Here is an 18,903-nt window from a genome sequence, read left to right as displayed (position 1 = left end):
TTTTTTTGCTTTTCTAGCCCCAGTGGTGTTTGGACATCCACAGGACTCCGTTTTTCAGGACACGCGGAACCATGCCTGTCATAACGGTTTTCTTGCCCATCAGGCCGAAGCCAGTCTTCTTGCCGAGAGAGCCGAGAACTCCTTTGAGCTTGATCTGGCCTAGCTTAGGCGTTTCGTTCTTCCAGAGAGCCTGCATAACCTCGACGATCTGTTTGCCCTGCGATTCGGCCGCCTGGGCGCTCGGAGAGAACGGCAGGCTGGCGCAATCGCCGACGACGAACACGTTCGGGTGGGACGGGATCTGATGGTACTCGTTCAGCAGAACGCGTCCGGAAGGATCTTTGTCCACCGCGAGCTGTTCGACGATCGGACTCGGCTTGATGCCGGCCGTCCAGATCGTGGCGTCCGTGCGGATGATCTCTTCTTCGTTATAGAGATCGCCGCCTTCCAGTCTTTTCAGAGAGACGTGGGAACGCATTTCGATGTCGTGGTCGAGCATCCAGTCGCGTACGAATTCTTTCGCCTTGGTAGGGAAGGAGGACAGAATGCTTGCGCCGCGGTCCAGGATGCGGATATTGATATCCTGCCGGCTTTCGCGAAGCTCTGCCGCCATTTCCACCCCGCTCAGGCCGCCGCCGACGATGGTAACCTGACCGTAAGGAACGACGTCATTGACACGCTGATACGTGATGCGGGTTTGCGAGAAGGTCTGAATGCCGTTGGAAAATTCCTGCGCGCCCGGAATGCCGTGGAAATTGTCCACACAGCCGAGGCCGATCACGAGGTAATCGTAATCGAGCGGTTCTTTGTCGGCAAAGATCACTTGTTTCGTTTCCAGGTTTACTTCCGTAACCTCTCCGTATTTAAGCGATAATCTGGGATCGTTCGGATAGGCAACGCGAAGTTCCGTCTCGGCGGCCGTACCGGCAGCCAGCGCGTAGTATTCCGTCTTCAGCCCTTGAAAAGGCGAACGGTCGACCATCGTGACCGTCCAGTTGTCGGGTATTTCTTTTTCCAGAAGCTCCGTGGCTATGGTAATGCCGCCATAACCGCCTCCCAGAATAACAAACTTGTTCATGTTACATGAATCCCTTCTGCCATGGCTTTTGTTCGTTGCATCATCTTCTGTCAAAGGCTTCTAAAGGTTCTTACCCCAATTAGTTATAGGTTTGAACCACATTGTAGAAGGTATCCCGTTCAACCGGAACTCGTCCAGCTCCTTTAATCAGCCAGACCAGATCTTCTTTCGTGACTCCGTCCGGCGATTGAGCGCCCGCGGCGTGGGAAATGCGTTCCTTCACAATGGTTCCGTGAGCGTCAGATGCGCCGAATTGGAACGCAAGCTGAGTCACTTTGATGCCCATGTTGATAAAATAGGCTTTAATATGCGGGAAATTGTCGAGCATCAAACGGCTGATCGCAATCGTTTTGAGCTCGTCGACGGCAGGCACGCGGCGGCGGATACCCGCGCTCGCGCTGGCCGGCTGGATCGAATTCGGGATGAACACGAGGAATCCGTCGGTTTCATCCTGCAGGTCGCGCAGCAGGGCCATGTGCTCGATACGCTCTTCAAGCGTCTCGATCGAGCCGTAAAGCATCGTCGCATGAGTCTTCATGCCGAGCTCGTGAGCCGAACGATGGACATCCAGCCACTGGTTCGTGTCGGCTTTCTCGACTCTCATCTTCTTGCGGTAGCGTTCGGTCAAAATTTCGGCTCCGCCGCCGGGCAGCGTATCGAGACCTACATCCATCAGGGTGCGGAGCACCTCTTTGTAGCTGAGCCCGCTGATCCGCGCGAAGAAGTCGATTTCAGCCGCCGTATGGGCTTTGATCGATACTTGCGGATAATGCTGTTTCAGGGTGCGCAGGGCGTCCACGTAATATTGGAACGGCACATGAGGATTGTGACCCTGGCTGATGTGGAACTCGCGAATATCCGGGTGGAAATTTTCGGAGATATACGTCAGCATCTCAGATGGCGTCAGCGTGTAGGAGCCCGCTTCGCCTTCATCTCTGCGGAAATGGCAAAACGCGCAGTGTTCTTCGCATACGTTTGTAAAATACAAACTCATGTTTTGTACGAAATACACGTTTTTGCCGTTCTTGCGCAGGTTGACCTTATTGGCTAATTGACCAATGGTCAACAAATCGTCCGATTGGTACAAAAACAGGCCGTCCTCCCGCGAAAGACGTTCTCCGTTCTCGACCTTTTCTGCAATTTCCGCCATGCGGCGGTCAGGACTGTCTATAATGACATTCACTAGTATACCCTCCCCGTCGGATCTTTTGAATCCATCCTGTGTAAATTTTTCACCGTACGTTCAAAAATTCAAGTGAACCTCTACAAAGAAGCATATCCCGTCAACCGTATAACGTCGGCTGCAGGATTCCATACTAAAAAAAGCGATAAAAGTCCGGTTTCATCCCTCCTATTATAAACCTGTCATCCCAAAGGGGCAATAAGGATAAAGCTTGCAGCTCTTCCAGAGCGGCTTGAACCGACGCCTTAGTAACAGTTTGCCGGTAAATATATTCGCAGACCCGGACAAAAACTGGTAAAAAGGTCTTTATTATCCTTCGGGGTTTGATGTACACTAAAATGGTGATCTTTTTTTGGATAGGATGGTCGGTACATATGCAGCAATCGGAGGAGTGGGAATGCAGACAGAAGCTTGACGTCAGAATCGAGCAACTGCGGTCCCAAATGGTAGAGAACGGGATGAAATACGGATTCCTGCACCCGAGTGTACAGCACGACAGCAGAAGACTCGACAAACTTATATTGCGGTACTACCAGCTGGAGCGGGGAGAGTCACCCCTTGAGACGAAGCTTGAATAGGAGTATACTATAGGAAGATAAGTGGATTACTAAAAGACTGCTTTCAGGAGTCAGGCGCTGGAGTTAAGGCCGCTCCGTACAAGGAGGTTTATTTATATGAGTCTGATCAAGATCAGTGAAGAGGCGACGGACAAAATCAAGGAAATGCTCGCGGCCGAGGAGACGCCGGATCTTTTTCTGCGCGTCGGTGTCAAAGAAGGCGGATGCAGCGGTTTTTCGTACGGTATGGGCTTCGACAACGACCAGAAGGAAGAAGATAAGGTTCTGGATTTCAGCGGCTTGAAAGTGGTCGTGGACCCGGAAAGTGCGAAATACTTGTATGGCGTCGAGATTGACTACAAGGATGCGGGCATGGGCGGAGGTTTCACGATCGACAATCCCAATGCGGTAGCATCTTGCGGCTGCGGCGCTTCCTTCAAGGTAAAAGGCGAAGAGGGCAAAGCGGAGAAGTGCGACGACTAAGCCGGTTAAGAGAGAACCCCAGGGCGGTTTACGTCCCTGCGGTTCTTTTTTTGTTTCAGGGACCATGAGAGGCCGGAAAAATAAAAACCTGCTAGATGCGCCCGAAGGCTGCCCATCTAGCAGGTTTCTTTTGTGGAATTCAATAGGTTAAGATGTGAAATGAACACAGAGTGAACCGGCCCTATGATTGGGGCAGAGCTTCCGGTTCAAGCACCGAGGTGCAGCGAGGACAGCGGGTTGCCTTCGCGGCGATTTCCGAAATGCAGTAAGGGCACTCCTTCGTCGGCTCGGACTTGACTTCCTCTTGAGGTTCTTCTTTTCTGCGCAGCTTGTTCATCTGGCGGATCATCAGGAAAATGACGGCCGAAACGATGAGAAAATCGATGATGTTATTGATAAAGGCTCCGTAATTGATCGTGACGCCGCCTGACAGAGGAAGCTTTAAATTCTTGAAGTCCATCTTGCCGAGCAGCAGACCGATCGGGGGCATAAGGATATCGTTGACGAGCGAGGTCACGATTTTATTGAAAGCGGCCCCTATGATAACGCCGACCGCAAGGTCCACAACGTTGCCGCGCATAATAAACTTTTTGAATTCGCCGATGATTTGAATTTTTTTAGGTTGATTTTCCAAGTTCTATACAGCCTCCCTTTTACCCTCCTAGTCTATCAAAGGAGGCGGCAGGGAATCAATACACAATTAATAGAGAATGCGTTTGAGAACACGTGTGTTCTCCCCGTACTTCATCTTCATCTGCTTGGACTGTTCCAGCATGTACGCATACAGTTCCTTCAAACGGAGCTTCTGCGGCCGGATGGTCTCTTTCACTTCTCCGTTGACTACGATGTCGTAGACGATCATGACTCACTTCTCCTTTCGCTTACTGAACCCAGTATAAACGGCCAGTATTAAATCTACGTTAAATGAGATCGTCCATCCTGTGAAATTTACAGGTTCCAAAAGGGAGTAGGGACGACAACTATGTTCAATATATGCGAAAAGAGTCGCATTATTCCCGTTATATGGGAAATCAGTGCGGAGATTTGAATAAATCCGCAAATGAAGCTTCATGAATTCTGTTGATGGAGGGACAAGTTCCGATTATTTGTTTTTATCACAGTAAAGTACAAAAAGTTGTGTATAACTTTGTCCACATCATCCACCTACAAAACTCGCCAATATTAGAGTCTATTCACAAATTACCCACAAGATATGCACATGGGATTGTGGATAACAGAACGATTGTTCTAATTTTTGGCACATGGTAATATAATGACAAGTTAAGCAGGAAAGGTGGTTGGTATGAGACAGATTAGCGACGAGACCCTCGTTGAATCGTATTTCAAAGCCCTTGACCTTGAACTGGAATCGGAATTTGTCGATTTACTACTAGGCGAAATTAACCGGAGACATATTGTGCTGGAAGCTTATCATAGCGATGAAGCTGCGCTTGCGTAGCTTCTTTTTTTGTCCGTCGGTCAATATAGAAGATTGAAGATCAAGTGCAGCTCTCGGGAACGGCCAGCACGGAGCTTGCGCCGCATGCCTCGCAATAAAGCATATGCAGACATTCGCTCCGCGTGACATCCGGGTATCCGTTGGTCATGGAGATCTCCTCGATCGGGCGGTAAGGAGAATAGGGGCCGAAATAATCGTTAACCCGTCCGCAGTCGGACGCGCTGCCGCTTCCGCAGTGCGGACAGACGGCGCTAAGCATGTCCATTCCGTTGCAAACGGTGCAGAAAGTAGACAAAAGGCATTCCTCCTCAATCGGCTCGCGGGTTCGCGGCGTCAAAGTTAGAATGCCCTTCGTGCTTTATTTTCATTTGTAAGAGTCGGCCTGCGGCTCCTGTATCAGAACTTCATGTTGCTGCTGTGTCCCGGTGAAAGTTTGGCGGACGGGTCCAGATAAACTTTCGCGTTGTTGACGGCGGTAGGCGCTTCTCCGAAGCCCACGGCGATGAGCTTCAGCTTGCCGGGGTACGTGGTGATGTCTCCTGCCGCGAAAATGCCGGGCACGTTCGTCTCCATCCGCGAATCGACGACGATGGAGCCGTTCTCGATCTGAAGTCCCCACTCCGAGATCGGACCCAATGAAGAAACGAAACCGAAATTAACGATAACGGCATCCACGTCGAGCACCGTTTCTTCGCCCGTCTTGACGTGCTTCAGGGTAACTTTGCGGATGGCGTCGTCGCCCTCCAAATTGGTGATTTCGGTCGGCGTGACGACGTTGACGCGGGAATTCATCAGTTTCTCCACGCTGTGCTCATGGGCGCGGAATTTATCCCGGCGGTGAATGAGCGTAACCTGCTCGGCGATCGGCTCCAGCATGAGCGACCAGTCGACGGCGGAATCTCCTCCTCCGCTGATAAGAACCTTCTGGCCGGCGAACGAGTTCAGATCACTGACGAAATAGTGCAGATTCGTTTTCTCGTACCGGGAGGCCTCCGGCAATTCCAGCCGGCGCGGTTCGAAGGCGCCGACGCCCCCGGTAATGATAACCGCTTTGCCCAAATGGGATTCCTTATCGGTGATAACCTCGAACAAGCGCTCCTCTTTCTTGACCACCTGCAGAACTTTCTCTTCCAGACAAACGTGAATCGGAAAGTGATTCATCTGGACGGCCAGGCTGTTCACAAGCTCCTGCGCGGTCACTTTCGGAAATCCCGCTACATCGTATATATGCTTCTCCGGATACAAAGCGGCAAGCTGCCCGCCCAATTGAGGCATACTTTCGATTAATGTAACGGAAGCCTGGCGCATTCCCCCGTAAAACGCGGCAAACATACCGGCCGGTCCGGCCCCGATGATGATCAGATCTTTCACTTGGTCGTGCTGAATTTCGGTTTCACTCACTACTCGGACACCTCCACTGTTCTGCACATTGCTTTCTGCTCCATTATAAACCTCGGGATTGAGGAAATAAACCAAATAGATGTATAAAGCCGAGTAAACCGGTTGACAATCCTTCCGAAAGGCTCTTCCAAAGGCGCTAATTTGGGACTTACTTCCCTTTTAACGGGTGGAAATTACTGGTTGGAAAACCTTCGTTTTTGAGGAAATTGACCCTTGCTATTTAACAGGGCACATTATATGATTGCATGAGATTGGTGCTGCATTTCCGTGAAAAATGGCGAATTTGCCTGGCTCTAAGGATAGAGAGAGAAACATTTTCACGGACATATCCGTTAGGTGATATGTGTTAATTTTCACAATGCAAGCCCTTAAAAAAGTATGGAAGTGAGAGAGAACCAATGAGTAGAGTCCCAAGGATAGTCATATTGGGCGCTGGCTACGGTGGTGTTGTAACATCTTTACGTCTTCAGAAACTGTTAAATTATAACGAAGCGGACGTAACGCTGGTGAACAAGCATGATTATCATTATATTACGACCCATCTGCATATGCCCGCAGCCGGAACGGATAAACCTGATAATGCACGCGTCAATATTTCCTCTCTGATCGATGAATTCAAAGTGGACTTCGTTAAATCGACCGTAGTTCAAATCCGCCCGGGGGAGAAGAAAGTCATCCTCGAAGACGGTACCCTGTCCTACGATTATCTGGTTATCGGTCTCGGCGGCGAGCCGGAAACGTTCGGAATCCCGGGTTTAAAAGAATATGCGATGACGATCCGCAGCATTAACAGCGTACGTCATATCCGCGAACATATCGAATATCAGTTCGCCAGATTCAAGCAGGAACCGGACCGCAAGGAGCTGCTCACTTTCGTCGTAGGCGGCGCGGGCTTCTCCGGCATTGAATTCGTCGGAGAACTGGCGGACCGTATCCCCGAACTGTGCAAAGAGTTCGACGTGGACCCGGCGCTTGTCCATATTTATAATATCGAAGCGGCTCCGACGGCTTTGCCCGGCTTCGATCCGGAGCTGGTGGAGTACGCGATGCGCCTGCTCACCGATAAAGGCGTCACGTTCAAAATCGCCACGGCGATCAAGGAATGCACGCCGGAAGGCGTCCTCATCGCAGGGGATGAATTCATCAAAGCGGGAACCGTCATCTGGACGGGAGGAATCCGCGGCAATCATCTCCTGGAGGATGCGGGCTTCGAAACGATGCGCGGCCGCATTAAGGTCGATGAATTCCTGCGCGCGCCGGGTTACGACAATATTTTCGTAACGGGCGACTGCTCCTTGGTGATGAATCCCGAAGGCAGGCCTTACCCGCCGACGGCTCAAATCGCGACCCAGCAGGGGGAGAACTGCGCGTTCAACCTCGTGGCTTCCATCCGCGGGAACGCATTGAAGGAATTCGCGTTCGTCAACCGCGGCACGGTAGCTTCCCTGGGCAAAGGCGAAGCCATCGGCATTGTCGGAACGAAGAAAATGAAGGGCGGTACGGCGGCTCTAATGAAGAAAGTCATCGATATGCGCTACCTGTATACGATTGGCGGTCTTCCGCTCGTAGTCCGCAAAGGAAAGCTGCGCTAACCGGTTTTCCGGACAGGATGATCCAGAACGAAGCCGCTACCGGCAACCGTCCGCAGAAGGGCGCGCCGGGGCGGCTTTTTTGCTGAAACGGATAAGGCAGCCAGGGGAGGTGTACATACGAAATGAGACACTGCAGTGTACAGGTACGCGGGCTTTTGACCCGCAGCGAGCTGGACCGCTACAATGCGCTGATCGAAGTCGGCCACTATCTGGAGAATCAGAAGGAATACGGTCACGTGGCCGTCGTCCAGAAGGAGATCGACATTCTTATCTTTCCGGCGATAGAACGGCTCAAGGAGAAGAGCCGCCAGCGTGACCGCGACACGGAGGACTATCTGCGCCGCAAGGCTGAGATGGAAGCCGAAATGAGGCGGATCGCGGAGGAAGACGACGAGGACTAGGTATGATCAAAGCCGCACGAGAACCGCACAAACCTCGAGAGCCGCACGAAAATCGAACGAAACCGCACGAAAACCGCACGGAGGTGCGGCTTTTCTCCTTGGAAGGAGCGACGGTGGCGGCGGCAAACTGTCGGACGAGGGGCGCCGCCTTGGCGGAGGCGTCACGCCCCACCGCCGGGCCGGGCACAAAAAAGCCTGAATGTTCCCTTAAGGGAAACATTCAGGCTTTTTTGCTTGCCGCGGGGCGGCTTATACGTCCAGCAGACGGCCGAGGCGGTCATTGTCGAGCAGGTTGCCGACATAGAAGTCGCCGAACTCGCCGAAGCGTGCGCTCACTTCATCGAAGCGCATCTCGTACACGAGCTTCTTGAACTGCAGCGCGTCGTCGGCGAACAGCGTGACGCCCCATTCCCACAGATCGAAACCGACGGAGCCGGTGATGATCTGTTTGACTTTGCCGGCGTAGCTGCGGCCGATCATGCCGTGGCTGCGCATCATGGCTTTGCGCGAGTCGAGGTCGAGCATGTACCAGTTGTCGCCGCCTTCGCGGCGTTTGTTCATCGGATAGAAGCAGATGTGCTTCGCTTTAGGCAGCGTCGGCTTCAAGCGCGCGACCACTTCCGGATTTTCCATCGGATCGGAACCCGGCTTGGCCATGTAGCTGCTCAGTTCGACGACCGATACATAGGAGTAGACCGGGATTGTGTATTTGGCGAACGCCGATTTGTTGAAGGCGGTCTCCAGATCGTTCAGCTCTTCGAGCGTTTCGCGAAGCTGCATGAACAGAATATCGGCCTTCTGGCCTACGATGCTGTACAGCGCCGTGCTTCCTTCTTTATTATCTTCAATTGTTGCCCACTCGCCGATAAACGAACGAAGCTCGTCCTCCGCGCGCTTGCGCTCTTCCGGAGACGCTTCTTTCCAAGCATTCCAGTCCATGCGGCGGAAATCGTGCAGGGCGTACCAACCTTCTAATGTTTCGATGGCTTCACTCATAAGAAACGGAAACCCTCCTTTAATCTAGAGAAATTCGGGTCTTACCAATCTTTCTCATTGTATCGGCTCCGCTTTCAAAAGGCAAATGAACAAACGGTGTCGAGGGCTCAATGTTCATGATGTGGACACTTTACCTGACCGTGGAAATTGCTTTACAATAGAGAGAAGACTGCGTAAAAGGAGTGGACCGATTTTGATTCAGTTGGTCATCGTCATCGTCCTGATGTTCGTGCTGTTTTTTGGACTCGGGTTTATTCTAAATATGCTGATGAAAACGACCTGGTTTCCGGTCTATGCGTTTGTGGCGCTGATCATCGGACTGAGCTTCTATTACAGCGACAAAATGACATCGATTACGGTGGTGGACATCGCGCCGGTCATCGGCGGGCTCATCGGAGCCGTCGTGAGCGGGACAACCATCCGCACGCTGAGAATCAAAGGATTCAAAATGTTCTAAAACGTGCCGTATAGACAGCCAGAAAAAGCCCGGAGCAGCAGCTCCGGGCTTTCTTACTTATACGGGATATCCTTTTGCGGGCTTCCGCAGCCGATTAGTACGAGTGGTAAGAATCGTGATAGCCGTAGCCTCCATAAGGCTCTTTGGGAACGAACAGGGAAGCGATGATGTAAATCAGGGTGAAGGTACCGAAGCTGAACACGGCTCCGATTACGGCGATCAGGCGGACGATGGTAGCGTCCACATTCAGGTATTGGGCAAGTCCTCCGCAAAGTCCTGTAAGTTTACGGTCTGTTCTGGAACGGAAAAGTTTATTCATCATTAATTCTCTCCTTTGGAATGGTCGATTGTGGGGTCCGGAACCGGTCCGGCTCGTTTGTCTTGCGCCGTTTTTCGTATTTCATGTCTTTATCTTACCGGATCGGAAGGAGAGCCAAAACGGCCCTAAGGCGGTTTTGGAGTTAGACTTTAGTCGGGGCGGCCCCTCGTCATTAAGGCCAGGTAACATTTTTCATTCCCTTCCTTGTCGAGATTTGTGGTAAAATGATGTTCAGACCTTTTAAGGTACGGATGGAGTTTGATGCTATGCGATTGACCAATTTGCTGCATTTTACAGAGAATCACCGGTTCTGCGTGTACCGGGATTTCGCGTTAAGCAGTCTTGATTATAAAATGTTGTCTTCGATCTATCAGCCGATGATCGGGGGCTATGCCGTCAGCTTGTACCATACGCTCTACCAGCAGGTCCCGTCGGATAAAACGGGCTATGCAGGGCTGGAGCAGCAGCGCAAGCTTTTTTTATCGCTGGAATTGGACCCGGGCGAGCGCAGCCGCAAGCTGTTCATCGAGCAGTCCTCGAAACTGGAGGCCGTCGGGCTGCTTCAGACGTCTCGCATTTACATGCAGGACGAGGATGATTACATCTACGAGTACACGCTGTTCTGCCCGCTTTCACCGAACGAATTTTTCCGCAATCAGCACCTGACCTTGCTCCTCCGGGACAAAATCGGCAAGTTTCTGCTGCTGTCGCTGCGCGACGAGCTTACGATGCCGGAGCCCGCGGAGCTGACGGGAGCGGACAGCGAGAATTTGTCGGTGCCTTTCTACGAACTGTTCCGCCTGAACACCCAAGTGATCGACTACGAGCTGGAGCAGGCTCTGTACGAAGCGTCGGCCGGCAAACAAGCCGCGCAGGCGCTTGACGTGACGACCAAAGGCTACGCCTACGCGGATCTTATCACCCGGTATCCCCGGGAGTCATTTAACCGCATCTATGTCGAGAATTTGAAGTACAAGCCCGAAACGATGATCTCCATTAACATGGTAGCGAGGAAATACAGCCTGACTCTGCAGGAAACGGTTCGTCTGCTGGATGAGGATGGAATGTTCGACGAGGACGGCGAGCTTCAGATCGATTCCCTGCAGTACAAGGCGAATCTGTATTTCCGCCAGGGAAAGAAGAGAGAGGAAGAGCGCGAGCGTTTCCTTCACCGCGCTGAGTCGGGTGACTCCGGAGGCAATACGGCCGATTCCGAAGAAGGAGCCCGGTCGGTGGAAATGCAGTACTACCTGGAGGTTCCGGCTTTCCTGCAGGGATCGCACAACGAGCACCAGTACAATTCGCTGCTTAAGAACGAACCTTACACCCTGGTGCTGCAAAGCTTTTTTACCCAAGGTCCGGTTCCGAACGGCGTTCTGGATATTTTCGAGAAAATCGATCTCAATTATAAGCTTAAAGAAGAAGTTATTAATGTCCTGATCCATTATATCCATATCGACAAACGCTCGTGGGCCAAGTCGTCCATCGAAGCGGTCGCGTCGGACATGCTCGGCAAGCAGATCGCATCGTTCGAGCAGGCCGTCGAATATGTGCGCCAGCGGCTGCAGTTCCGGCAGCAGGCGGCGGCCAAAGCGGCGGCGGCCAAAGCATCCGGCGGTTACGCCGGCAAGGGGAAAGCACGCACGGCCGGCAAGCAGATGAAGCCGCAGATCCCGATCGTCCAGAACAAGGGGCAGACGTCCCGCGTGACGGAAGAAGAGCTGGAAGCGATGCTGCGCAAGGCGAAGAAGCTCGATGAAATGTTTAATTCCTGAGAGTTCTAGACAATGGCGGGAGGAGGAACCCCGATGGAATCCCTGTCCGATATGCTGAAACAAATGCCCAAGAGCAGTTGGATGCAGAGGGCGGAGGAACAGGCCAAACAGGTGCTGGAGGATCCGCTGATCCTGAAGCTTCGCGGACAGTATCCGCAGCTGGACGATCATACGCTCAAAATCAACATGAACCGTCTATACCAGTATGCGAGAGAGCATAAGAACTGCCTGAACTGCCCTGGGTTGGAGCGGTGCCCGAACGATATGCAGGGGCATTATACGATGCTGAACATCGAAGACAACGGCGGCCGGACTTATATTCACGAAGAAAAAACGGCCTGCCGCAAATTTATAGCGAAGCAGTCCCAAGATGCGATCCGCAGCCGGATCCGCACGTTTCACATCGACGAGCAGGCGCTCAGCCGGGAGCATACGTACGCGGATATTTTGCGGGCGGATATGGAGCGCGCCAAGGCTGTTGATTTCCTGAACGACTACGTGATGAGGACAACGGAAGAAGGGCTGCAGAAGAAAGGGCTTTACTTGCAGGGCTCCTTCGGTACGGGCAAAACGTTCCTGATGTGCTACATGCTCTATCAGCTGGCGAAAAAGGGCTTTACGGGAGCCATCGTATATATGCCGGATTTTGCGGAGGATCTCAAGGGGATGTTCGGAGAGCCGCAAAAGCTGAAGGAGACGATCGAACTGCTGAAGGAGACGGACCTTCTGGTCTTCGACGATATCGGAGCGGAGAATCTCAATCCGTGGCTGCGCGACCATGTCCTGGGAGCGATTCTCAACTACCGGATGAACCGAAAGCCGACATTCTTTACGTCCAATTACGATCTGGACGCCCTGGAGAAGCATTTCAGCTTTACGAACAAAGACGGTGACGAGGAGTACAAAGGCCAGCGGATTATGGACCGGGTACGGCCTTATGTCGAAGTCGTGACCGTGGACGGATATAACAAACGGGGGGCCTAGCGGCCGCCCGTTTGTTCGTATACGCCAAGAGCCGCCGCGGAATGCAATCCGCAGGCGGCTCTTGGTCGTTCCAGCTCCGCGGTATGCCGCGGAGCTGGGAAGGTGAAGCCGGCAGCGAGGTTGCCCGGCTTATTTCTTTTTGAGGCGCTCCAGATCGTGCGCGACCTGCTCGACCATCTGGACGAACGAGCTGAGCTCCTGGGAGCTTGCGGCCTGCGTGCGCGCGTAGATGGACGTCTGCTCGGACTCGCCGTGTACGGTGCCGAGAATCGTGCGGATCGCGGTTAGCTTGTCCTCGATCAGCTCCAGCGATTCCCGGGAACGGGAGGCGAGCTTGCGCACTTCGTTGGCGACGACTTCGAAGCCGCGTCCGGCATCGCCGGCGCGGGCCGCTTCGATGGCCGCATTGAGGCCGAGAAGGTGAGTTTGCTCCGACACTTCCTTCATGAGAGCGCCCATCGCGTGGATGTGGCCGACTTCTTCCTCCAGGTCTTTTAAATATTGATGCGACTTGTCCTGGGATTCCGCGGTTTGTACGGCCGTCTCGGCCACGATCTGACTGCTGCTGCTCAGCTCGACCATCATGGAGGCGAGATCCTGAACGGCTTTGGAAATACCGGAGAGCATGATGGCCTGATCATCGGCCAACTGTTGTATTTTAGCTTTCTCGTCATGCTCGTACGCTTCCAGAACGAGCTGCGAGTCAAGATTGAACATTTTTGTCAGGGAATGGACCACTTCAAGCCAAGCTCCGTCCGGAAGGACACGCTTGAAATGACGGAGGGACAGATCGAGATACAGCATGTAGGTTCCGAGGTACCATTCCGTTGTCAGACCGATCCGGGAATGCACTCTGCCTACGATCAGCCGGTTCTGGATATACTGTTCGTTCAGTACGCCCGAAGCCATGGACAGGAAGTAATCCGCCTGCGTCTGCTTCAAGCGCTCCAGCGTGCTGTGCCGCGAGATCAGGTCTCTGAGTTCGGGTTCGGCGGCGATTTGCTCGTAGAGCTGCTCCACCACCTCTTCCACAACTTCTTTGAAAGCGGGTTCATTTGCTTTTAGCAGCTGCAGGTCATTCTCGGTTATACCGGTAAAACGGACCTGCTTCATCCGGTCATCAGACAATTGAATCAAAAAGGGCACCCCATTTTCTCTAGTTTCATCTGTTATTTAGCAAAGGGCAAAAATGGCCCTTTACCAGAATTCTGCGTTTTGAGACCAAAGTCCTGCTTGATTGCTGCCAAAAGGTATTTTTCTCCCGATAAACGGCGGAAAACAAGAAAAAAACCTGTCCGCATATGCAGCAGGTTTCTTTCAGGCGGTCCGGATTATCCGATCACCAGTTTAATAATGACCCCAATGATGAAAATGATCATCAAAACGGCGAAGAATCCGCCAAAACCGAGGGCAACATCCATAAGATCGTTGCGGGGCTCTTCATTCAAATGAAGTTCCGGATGTTTAGGATCGCTCATGCCTGTTCCTCCTCACTTGTCTGCCCGAAAATAAGCAGACGTAGGCTTATTGCCAGTATACCCATTTTTCGCGAAACTTGTAAAGATGCCCGGAGATTCAAAGCATGACAAAGTTGGCACAACCCGAAGAACTCCAGATTTTAGGGCTTGCTCTGTTCGGTTGAAAAACCGACACATTGTGGTATACTTTACATGTTGACAATATCCGGATCCGCTGAGGATTTCGATGAACTTTTAGATAAATGAGGAGGAAGAAATCATGGCGATCGTAAACGTAACAGACCAGTCCTTTAAAGGCGAAGTAGAAGGAGAAGGCACGGTTCTCGTTGATTTCTGGGCACCATGGTGCGGACCTTGCAAGATGATCGCACCGGTTCTGGAAGAATTGGCCAAAGAGGAAGAAAGCTTGAAAATCGCGAAAGTGAACGTGGATGACAATCCGGAATCCGCTTCCCGCTTCGGCGTTATGAGCATCCCGACCCTGATCGTATTCAAAAACGGTCAACCGGTCGACAAAGTCGTCGGTTTCCAATCGAAGGACGCGCTCAAGAACGTTCTTTCCCGTCACCAATAATTGCCTCGCGCAAACAAACGATGAGAAAAAGCTCTTTTTCTGCTATGCTGAAAAGGAGCTTTTTTTGTCATTTATCCGATAAAGAGAGAACCATTTTTAATATAGCAAGCCTAAGGAGGGAGAGGCAGTGACGGAAGAACGGGGGGGAGAACCTCTCCACAGAATGACCCGCGAGGAGAGCGAGGACCATATTCGCAACAAGCTGGCCTTGCTGCCGGATAAGCCGGGCTGTTACCTTATGAAGAACGCGGAAGGCACGATTATTTACGTGGGGAAAGCCAAAGTGCTCAAAAACCGCGTGCGTTCTTATTTTACCGGAAGTCATGACGGGAAGACACAGCGGCTTGTGTCGGAAATCCGTGATTTCGAATATATCGTGACCTCAAGCAACATCGAGGCGCTTATCCTGGAATGCAATCTGATTAAACAGCATTATCCGCGCTATAATGTGCTGCTTAAAGACGACAAGTCGTTTCCTTATATCAAAATTACCCATGAAGAGCATCCGCGCCTGGAAGTGACGCGCAAGATCGTCAAAGACAAAGGGAAGTATTTCGGGCCTTATCCGAACGCTTTTGCCGCGCAGGAGACGAAAAAGCTGCTTGACCGGCTTTATCCGCTGCGGAAGTGCAAAACGATCCCGGACCGCGTCTGCCTGTATTATCATTTGGGCCAGTGCCTGGCTCCGTGCGAGCATGACATCACGCAGCAGCAGAATGACGAGATGGTGCAGGGGATTGTGCGCTTCCTGAACGGCGGTCATGAACAGGTCAAGCAGGAACTGACCTCGAAGATGCACGCCGCTGCAGAGGATTTGAACTTCGAGCGGGCGAAGGAGCTCCGCGATCTGATCGTGAACATCGACGCGGTGATGGAGAAGCAGAAGATTACGACCACGGATGTGGTGGACCGCGATATTTTCGGCTACGTCGCAGATAAAGGCTGGATGTGCGTGCAGATTCTGTACATGCGCCAGGGCAAGCTGATCGAACGGCATGTGACCATGTTCCCGTACTATGGAGACGAGTACGAGGACTTTATCACTTACGTGATGCAGGTATACAGCGAGAACCCGGCGCTGCCGAAGGAAATCTTCCTGCCCGGCCGCAGCCAGCAGGAGCTGCCGGCAGGAAGCCTGAGCGCCGGTATGGAGGCAGCGGCGGGCGCGGCTGTCCCGCAAGCCGGAGAAGACGGCGGATCGCCGGAGAGCCTGCGGGAAGCCCCGGAAGAGGCGGCCTTGCCGTCGCCGCTCGCGGCGGAAGCCGAGGAGCACGCCGGTTCCGATTCGCGCAGCATGCCGACGACCGCGGAGCAGAAAGACGTGAAGGAAGCGCTGGAGAGCTGGCTGAAGGTGAAAGTGCATTTTCCGCAGCGCGGGCTCAAAAAGCAGATGGTCGACATGGCCAAGGACAACGCGCGCGTCGGCCTGGAGGAGAAGTTCCGCCTCATCGAGCGGGATGCGCAGCGCACGGTGCTGGCTGTGGAGAACCTGGGCAGTTGGCTCGGTACGGGGCCGGTCACGCGGATCGAGGCTTTCGACAACTCGAACATTCAGGGCTCCGACCCGGTGGCCGCGATGGTCGTCTTTACGGACGGGAAGCCGGACCGGAAGGAGTACCGCAAGTACAAGATCAAGACCGTGAAGGGACCGGACGACTACGAGTCCATGCGGGAAGTCATCCGCCGCCGTTACGAGCGGGTGCTGAAAGAGAACCTGGCGCTGCCCGATCTGATCATCGTGGACGGCGGCAAAGGGCAGATGTCGGTCGCTATCGACGTGCTGGAGAATGAGCTGGGGCTGTTCGTCCCGGTGTGCGGCCTGTCCAAGGACGCGAAGCACAAAACCGCGATGCTGCTGGCCGGCGACCCCGCCGAAGTCGTTCCCATTCCGCGCGACAGCCAGGAATTTTACCTGCTGCAGCGGATCCAGGACGAAGTCCACCGCTTCGCGATTACGTTCCACCGGGAGAGGCGGGCGAAGTCGATGGTCGTTTCGCAGCTCGATGCGATTCCCGGTATCGGGGAGAAACGCCGGAAGCTGCTGCTGAAGCATTTCGGGTCCGTTAAAAAAATCAAAGAGGCCGCGGTTGAAGATTTCCGGCCTCTGGGAATCGGCGAGAAGCTCGCCGCACAAATATTGACCGCTCTGCGGGGAGAACAAGAACAAGAGGAACCGTCCATTTGAGACGGTTCCTCTTTTTTGTGCGTTTAATGCGGCGCAAGTCGGCGGTGATTGCACTTCCGCCGGTTTACGGGACTTGCCGCAGCCAACCGGTTATGCCGTTTGCGCCGCGGGGCTCCATCAGGGTCTTCGCGGCGATGTTCCGCATGACCGTGTCCGCCGTGTGCGGGCTGCCGTATCCAAGAGTCCGGGCGGCTTGCTGCCGGCAGGGGGGCCATTGCCCCCGCTTGCAGACAAAGCCGCCGACTCTCTAGACGGGCCGCCGGTTCTGCCTGCTTCCGCTCACAAATCTCAGCTTGTGAAGCCAGGATACCGCAAGGGCGACGGCGGCCGGCAACGCCATATAGAGCAGGCCGAGCGCAGGCGTGCTGGCTGCCAGCCCTTCGCCCGTGAGAAGGGACAGGCCCATGAGGATGCTGTCCATAGCCGTATGGGCGAACAGGGCGGTCAGGAACCCGTACCGCAGGAAGGCGTAGCCGAAGACGAGGCCGAGCACCGTTACCTCGATCAGCCTGGTGTACACCGGGTAGATCGGATAGGCGGTGTGACCCGCCGCCCAGATGAGGCTGGGCAGGAGGACGGCCAGCCATTTGAACCGGAGCAGCCTGCTGAACAGGGCGATGCCGAGCAGCCGGAAGGTGGCCTCCTCGGAGATGCCCGCCGCCCAAGCCATCAGCGGAAGCAAAGCGGGCTGCAGCATGTTGCGGGGAGACGACATCGGATCGTTCACCGACCAGACACCGAAGCCTTTCTCCGCCACAAGGAACAGCACCTGCTGGAGGCCGAGCAGGAACAGGCAGAGCAGATAGCCCTGCACCATGCTGCGGGTTATGCGGGCGCCGAAGTCGGCGTCGCGCCAGCGGGGCATGACCGACTTTCCTTCGCGTCTCCACAAGGCTTCGCCCGCCGTGAAAGAGAAGTAGACGGCTGCAGCCATCAGCAGCGTAACGAAGTTGATCAGCATGATCGAAAGAATCGCTTCCTGGCCGCTGCTCGTCGGCGTACTGCCGGCTTTATAGGCCGGATACATGTTGATGTTGTTCATGACGTAGATCACGGCATATACCGCCGTTAGCAGGACGCCCCGGGAAAAATCGACCGTCCTCCATTTAAGGACGGTATAGCCGAGGGCGATCAGGGCCATCAGGCCGTTGCCCCACAAGCTGATGCGGGTCCACATGGAGGCGGTATCCTCCTGATGCTTCAGCCAGGACGTGAAAGCGGCGGGGAGCCGGAACGATTGGGTGAACGAGGAAACGGAGGTTCCGTCCAGCTTCACGCCGATCGTCAGCTTTGCGTCCCCGACAGGCTCTTTCTCCCGCTCGAACAGCAGCATGCCGGACATGGCGGCCGGAGGGCTGATCCGCTTGAATTCCGCCTCTTCGTAGCCGTGCCGTGCTATCGCTTCCCTGGCGGCCTTCTCCGCATCCGACGCGGACACGGCCGCCAGGGCTTCGCCGCCGATGCGGGACCAGCCGATTACGGCTTTCGTGGTCATATGGATATCGATGATCCACTTACGGACCGAAGGGGAAGCCTCGGCGACTTCTACCCGATAGTAATCGACGGGCACCCGGCTGGCGTAGCTCTTGTCATACAACGTTTGAAGCTTGTCTTTGGTCAGATAACCGCTGAGTTCCTTCTCCGATTGATAGCTGACGAATGTGCCGGGAGACCCTCCGACCGTAACGGCGCCGGAACCGTTTTCGGCATCGGCGCCCTGCCTTTGCCGCAGCCAAGCGACCGCTGCCTCCGCGGCTTGTTCTTTTGTAATGGAGGCTGCCGTTTCGTAAGGACCGGAACCGGCGGGAGCGGCCCCGGCGTTATAGATGAAAACCACGGCTGCATATAGAAGGAATCCGGTCAGGGCGAGCAGCAGCAGCGGTTTATCCGGACCGTATTTTTTCATGGTCAGCTCCTTCTCCGATCGTTTTTTTAACCGTATCACAGTTTGCGTAAGGATGCCAATTCGTGACTCCCAGTT

General features: G+C 53.9%; 21 protein-coding genes. 10 read left to right on the top strand and 11 right to left on the bottom strand.

Annotation, left to right across the window (positions count from 1 at the left end):
- Nucleotides 1-13: 13 nt before the first annotated feature.
- Nucleotides 14-1,078, bottom strand: coding sequence for an NAD(P)/FAD-dependent oxidoreductase (locus tag PCH01S_RS22825; RefSeq protein WP_009673186.1), 1,065 nt, complete (start codon nucleotides 1,076-1,078; stop codon nucleotides 14-16).
- A 79-nt stretch (nucleotides 1,079-1,157) separates the two neighbouring features.
- Nucleotides 1,158-2,261: an aminofutalosine synthase MqnE gene (gene mqnE, locus PCH01S_RS22820; protein ID WP_009673165.1), complete on the bottom strand. Its 1,104-nt coding sequence runs from the start codon at nucleotides 2,259-2,261 to the stop codon at nucleotides 1,158-1,160.
- A 374-nt stretch (nucleotides 2,262-2,635) separates the two neighbouring features.
- Here mqnE and PCH01S_RS22815 point away from each other — a divergent pair, with 374 nt between their 5' ends.
- Both PCH01S_RS22815 and erpA read left to right on the top strand, forming a co-directional pair.
- Entirely contained in the window at nucleotides 2,636-2,839 is a 204-nt protein-coding gene (locus PCH01S_RS22815; RefSeq protein WP_016423556.1) for an aspartyl-phosphate phosphatase Spo0E family protein, read from the top strand.
- Nucleotides 2,840-2,941: 102 nt separating this feature from the next.
- On the top strand, nucleotides 2,942-3,301 hold the full coding sequence (gene erpA, locus PCH01S_RS22810) for an iron-sulfur cluster insertion protein ErpA (protein WP_170318715.1): 360 nt from the start codon (nucleotides 2,942-2,944) through the stop codon (nucleotides 3,299-3,301).
- A 181-nt stretch (nucleotides 3,302-3,482) separates the two neighbouring features.
- Here erpA and mscL read toward each other — a convergent pair whose 3' ends face one another.
- Together mscL and PCH01S_RS22800 are read right to left on the bottom strand one after the other, a co-directional pair.
- Entirely contained in the window at nucleotides 3,483-3,908 is a 426-nt protein-coding gene (gene mscL, locus PCH01S_RS22805) for a large-conductance mechanosensitive channel protein MscL (RefSeq protein WP_129112578.1), read from the bottom strand.
- 93 nt (nucleotides 3,909-4,001) lie between these two features.
- Nucleotides 4,002-4,163: a hypothetical protein gene (locus PCH01S_RS22800; RefSeq protein WP_009676280.1), complete on the bottom strand. Its 162-nt coding sequence runs from the start codon at nucleotides 4,161-4,163 to the stop codon at nucleotides 4,002-4,004.
- A 441-nt stretch (nucleotides 4,164-4,604) separates the two neighbouring features.
- On the opposite strand from PCH01S_RS22800, the gene sda reads away from it, so the two are divergent.
- Complete coding sequence (gene sda, locus PCH01S_RS22795; RefSeq protein WP_009676266.1) at nucleotides 4,605-4,760, top strand: sporulation histidine kinase inhibitor Sda; 156 nt, start codon at nucleotides 4,605-4,607, stop codon at nucleotides 4,758-4,760.
- 40 nt (nucleotides 4,761-4,800) lie between these two features.
- Here the strand turns inward: sda and PCH01S_RS22790 are convergent, their stop codons facing one another.
- Both PCH01S_RS22790 and PCH01S_RS22785 read right to left on the bottom strand, forming a co-directional pair.
- Nucleotides 4,801-5,055: a hypothetical protein gene (locus PCH01S_RS22790; RefSeq protein WP_042233442.1), complete on the bottom strand. Its 255-nt coding sequence runs from the start codon at nucleotides 5,053-5,055 to the stop codon at nucleotides 4,801-4,803.
- A 101-nt stretch (nucleotides 5,056-5,156) separates the two neighbouring features.
- On the bottom strand, nucleotides 5,157-6,161 hold the full coding sequence (locus PCH01S_RS22785) for an NAD(P)/FAD-dependent oxidoreductase (protein ID WP_042233440.1): 1,005 nt from the start codon (nucleotides 6,159-6,161) through the stop codon (nucleotides 5,157-5,159).
- Nucleotides 6,162-6,559: 398 nt separating this feature from the next.
- On the opposite strand from PCH01S_RS22785, the gene PCH01S_RS22780 reads away from it, so the two are divergent.
- Nucleotides 6,560-7,753, top strand: coding sequence for an NAD(P)/FAD-dependent oxidoreductase (locus PCH01S_RS22780; protein WP_042233438.1), 1,194 nt, complete (start codon nucleotides 6,560-6,562; stop codon nucleotides 7,751-7,753).
- Between the two features lie 122 nt (nucleotides 7,754-7,875).
- On the top strand, nucleotides 7,876-8,154 hold the full coding sequence (locus PCH01S_RS22775; protein ID WP_042233436.1) for a hypothetical protein: 279 nt from the start codon (nucleotides 7,876-7,878) through the stop codon (nucleotides 8,152-8,154).
- A 249-nt stretch (nucleotides 8,155-8,403) separates the two neighbouring features.
- Here PCH01S_RS22775 and hemQ read toward each other — a convergent pair whose 3' ends face one another.
- Nucleotides 8,404-9,150: a hydrogen peroxide-dependent heme synthase gene (hemQ, locus tag PCH01S_RS22770; protein WP_042233434.1), complete on the bottom strand. Its 747-nt coding sequence runs from the start codon at nucleotides 9,148-9,150 to the stop codon at nucleotides 8,404-8,406.
- A gap of 193 nt (nucleotides 9,151-9,343) precedes the next feature.
- Between hemQ and PCH01S_RS22765 the strand changes: the two genes are divergently transcribed.
- Nucleotides 9,344-9,607 carry a YuiB family protein gene (locus tag PCH01S_RS22765; protein WP_042233432.1) on the top strand — a complete coding sequence of 88 codons (264 nt, stop codon included), beginning with the start codon at nucleotides 9,344-9,346 and terminating at the stop codon, nucleotides 9,605-9,607.
- Nucleotides 9,608-9,701: 94 nt separating this feature from the next.
- Here the strand turns inward: PCH01S_RS22765 and PCH01S_RS22760 are convergent, their stop codons facing one another.
- Nucleotides 9,702-9,929, bottom strand: a complete 228-nt coding sequence (locus PCH01S_RS22760) for a PspC domain-containing protein (RefSeq protein ID WP_372008416.1) — start codon at nucleotides 9,927-9,929, stop codon at nucleotides 9,702-9,704.
- A 263-nt stretch (nucleotides 9,930-10,192) separates the two neighbouring features.
- Between PCH01S_RS22760 and PCH01S_RS22755 the strand changes: the two genes are divergently transcribed.
- Both PCH01S_RS22755 and dnaI read left to right on the top strand, forming a co-directional pair.
- Nucleotides 10,193-11,701 carry a replication initiation and membrane attachment family protein gene (locus tag PCH01S_RS22755; RefSeq protein ID WP_042233430.1) on the top strand — a complete coding sequence of 503 codons (1,509 nt, stop codon included), beginning with the start codon at nucleotides 10,193-10,195 and terminating at the stop codon, nucleotides 11,699-11,701.
- 33 nt (nucleotides 11,702-11,734) lie between these two features.
- Entirely contained in the window at nucleotides 11,735-12,685 is a 951-nt protein-coding gene (gene dnaI / locus PCH01S_RS22750) for a primosomal protein DnaI (RefSeq protein ID WP_042233428.1), read from the top strand.
- Nucleotides 12,686-12,814: 129 nt separating this feature from the next.
- On the opposite strand, the gene PCH01S_RS22745 is transcribed toward dnaI, so the two are convergent.
- Both PCH01S_RS22745 and PCH01S_RS29955 read right to left on the bottom strand, forming a co-directional pair.
- A complete protein-coding gene (locus PCH01S_RS22745; protein ID WP_322786834.1) occupies nucleotides 12,815-13,831 on the bottom strand; it encodes a globin-coupled sensor protein in 1,017 nt (338 codons plus the stop codon).
- A 185-nt stretch (nucleotides 13,832-14,016) separates the two neighbouring features.
- Complete coding sequence (locus PCH01S_RS29955; RefSeq protein WP_009676287.1) at nucleotides 14,017-14,163, bottom strand: YqzM family protein; 147 nt, start codon at nucleotides 14,161-14,163, stop codon at nucleotides 14,017-14,019.
- A 259-nt stretch (nucleotides 14,164-14,422) separates the two neighbouring features.
- On the opposite strand from PCH01S_RS29955, the gene trxA reads away from it, so the two are divergent.
- Nucleotides 14,423-14,737 carry a thioredoxin gene (trxA, locus tag PCH01S_RS22740; protein ID WP_009676258.1) on the top strand — a complete coding sequence of 105 codons (315 nt, stop codon included), beginning with the start codon at nucleotides 14,423-14,425 and terminating at the stop codon, nucleotides 14,735-14,737.
- 163 nt (nucleotides 14,738-14,900) lie between these two features.
- A complete protein-coding gene (gene uvrC, locus PCH01S_RS22735) occupies nucleotides 14,901-16,922 on the top strand; it encodes an excinuclease ABC subunit UvrC (RefSeq protein WP_174446844.1) in 2,022 nt (673 codons plus the stop codon).
- Between the two features lie 247 nt (nucleotides 16,923-17,169).
- On the opposite strand, the gene PCH01S_RS22725 is transcribed toward uvrC, so the two are convergent.
- The gene (locus PCH01S_RS22725) at nucleotides 17,170-18,828 is read right to left on the bottom strand and encodes a CPBP family intramembrane glutamic endopeptidase (RefSeq protein ID WP_042233422.1); all 1,659 of its coding nucleotides are present in this window, start codon (nucleotides 18,826-18,828) and stop codon (nucleotides 17,170-17,172) included.
- Between the last annotated feature and the right edge of the window lie 75 nt (nucleotides 18,829-18,903).

Source organism: Paenibacillus chitinolyticus NBRC 15660 (assembly GCF_000739915.1).
Classification (GTDB): Bacteria; Bacillota; Bacilli; order Paenibacillales; family NBRC-103111; genus Paenibacillus_F; species Paenibacillus_F chitinolyticus.
This window is presented reverse-complemented; position numbering and strand designations above follow the sequence as displayed.

What these genes read in the sequence shown, in the direction of transcription:
- PCH01S_RS29955 (WP_009676287.1), bottom strand. Translation starts at nt 14,163, where the DNA reads ATGAGCGATCCTAAACATCCGGAACTTCATTTGAATGAAGAGCCCCGC.
- PCH01S_RS22815 (WP_016423556.1), top strand. Translation starts at nt 2,636, where the DNA reads ATGCAGCAATCGGAGGAGTGGGAATGCAGACAGAAGCTTGACGTCAGA.
- PCH01S_RS22755 (WP_042233430.1), top strand. Translation starts at nt 10,193, where the DNA reads ATGCGATTGACCAATTTGCTGCATTTTACAGAGAATCACCGGTTCTGC.
- dnaI (WP_042233428.1), top strand. Translation starts at nt 11,735, where the DNA reads ATGGAATCCCTGTCCGATATGCTGAAACAAATGCCCAAGAGCAGTTGG.
- trxA (WP_009676258.1), top strand. Translation starts at nt 14,423, where the DNA reads ATGGCGATCGTAAACGTAACAGACCAGTCCTTTAAAGGCGAAGTAGAA.
- PCH01S_RS22775 (WP_042233436.1), top strand. Translation starts at nt 7,876, where the DNA reads ATGAGACACTGCAGTGTACAGGTACGCGGGCTTTTGACCCGCAGCGAG.
- PCH01S_RS22800 (WP_009676280.1), bottom strand. Translation starts at nt 4,163, where the DNA reads ATGATCGTCTACGACATCGTAGTCAACGGAGAAGTGAAAGAGACCATC.
- uvrC (WP_174446844.1), top strand. Translation starts at nt 14,901, where the DNA reads ATGACCCGCGAGGAGAGCGAGGACCATATTCGCAACAAGCTGGCCTTG.
- PCH01S_RS22760 (WP_372008416.1), bottom strand. Translation starts at nt 9,929, where the DNA reads ATGATGAATAAACTTTTCCGTTCCAGAACAGACCGTAAACTTACAGGA.
- PCH01S_RS22780 (WP_042233438.1), top strand. Translation starts at nt 6,560, where the DNA reads ATGAGTAGAGTCCCAAGGATAGTCATATTGGGCGCTGGCTACGGTGGT.
- PCH01S_RS22725 (WP_042233422.1), bottom strand. Translation starts at nt 18,828, where the DNA reads ATGAAAAAATACGGTCCGGATAAACCGCTGCTGCTGCTCGCCCTGACC.
- hemQ (WP_042233434.1), bottom strand. Translation starts at nt 9,150, where the DNA reads ATGAGTGAAGCCATCGAAACATTAGAAGGTTGGTACGCCCTGCACGAT.
- sda (WP_009676266.1), top strand. Translation starts at nt 4,605, where the DNA reads ATGAGACAGATTAGCGACGAGACCCTCGTTGAATCGTATTTCAAAGCC.
- PCH01S_RS22825 (WP_009673186.1), bottom strand. Translation starts at nt 1,078, where the DNA reads ATGAACAAGTTTGTTATTCTGGGAGGCGGTTATGGCGGCATTACCATA.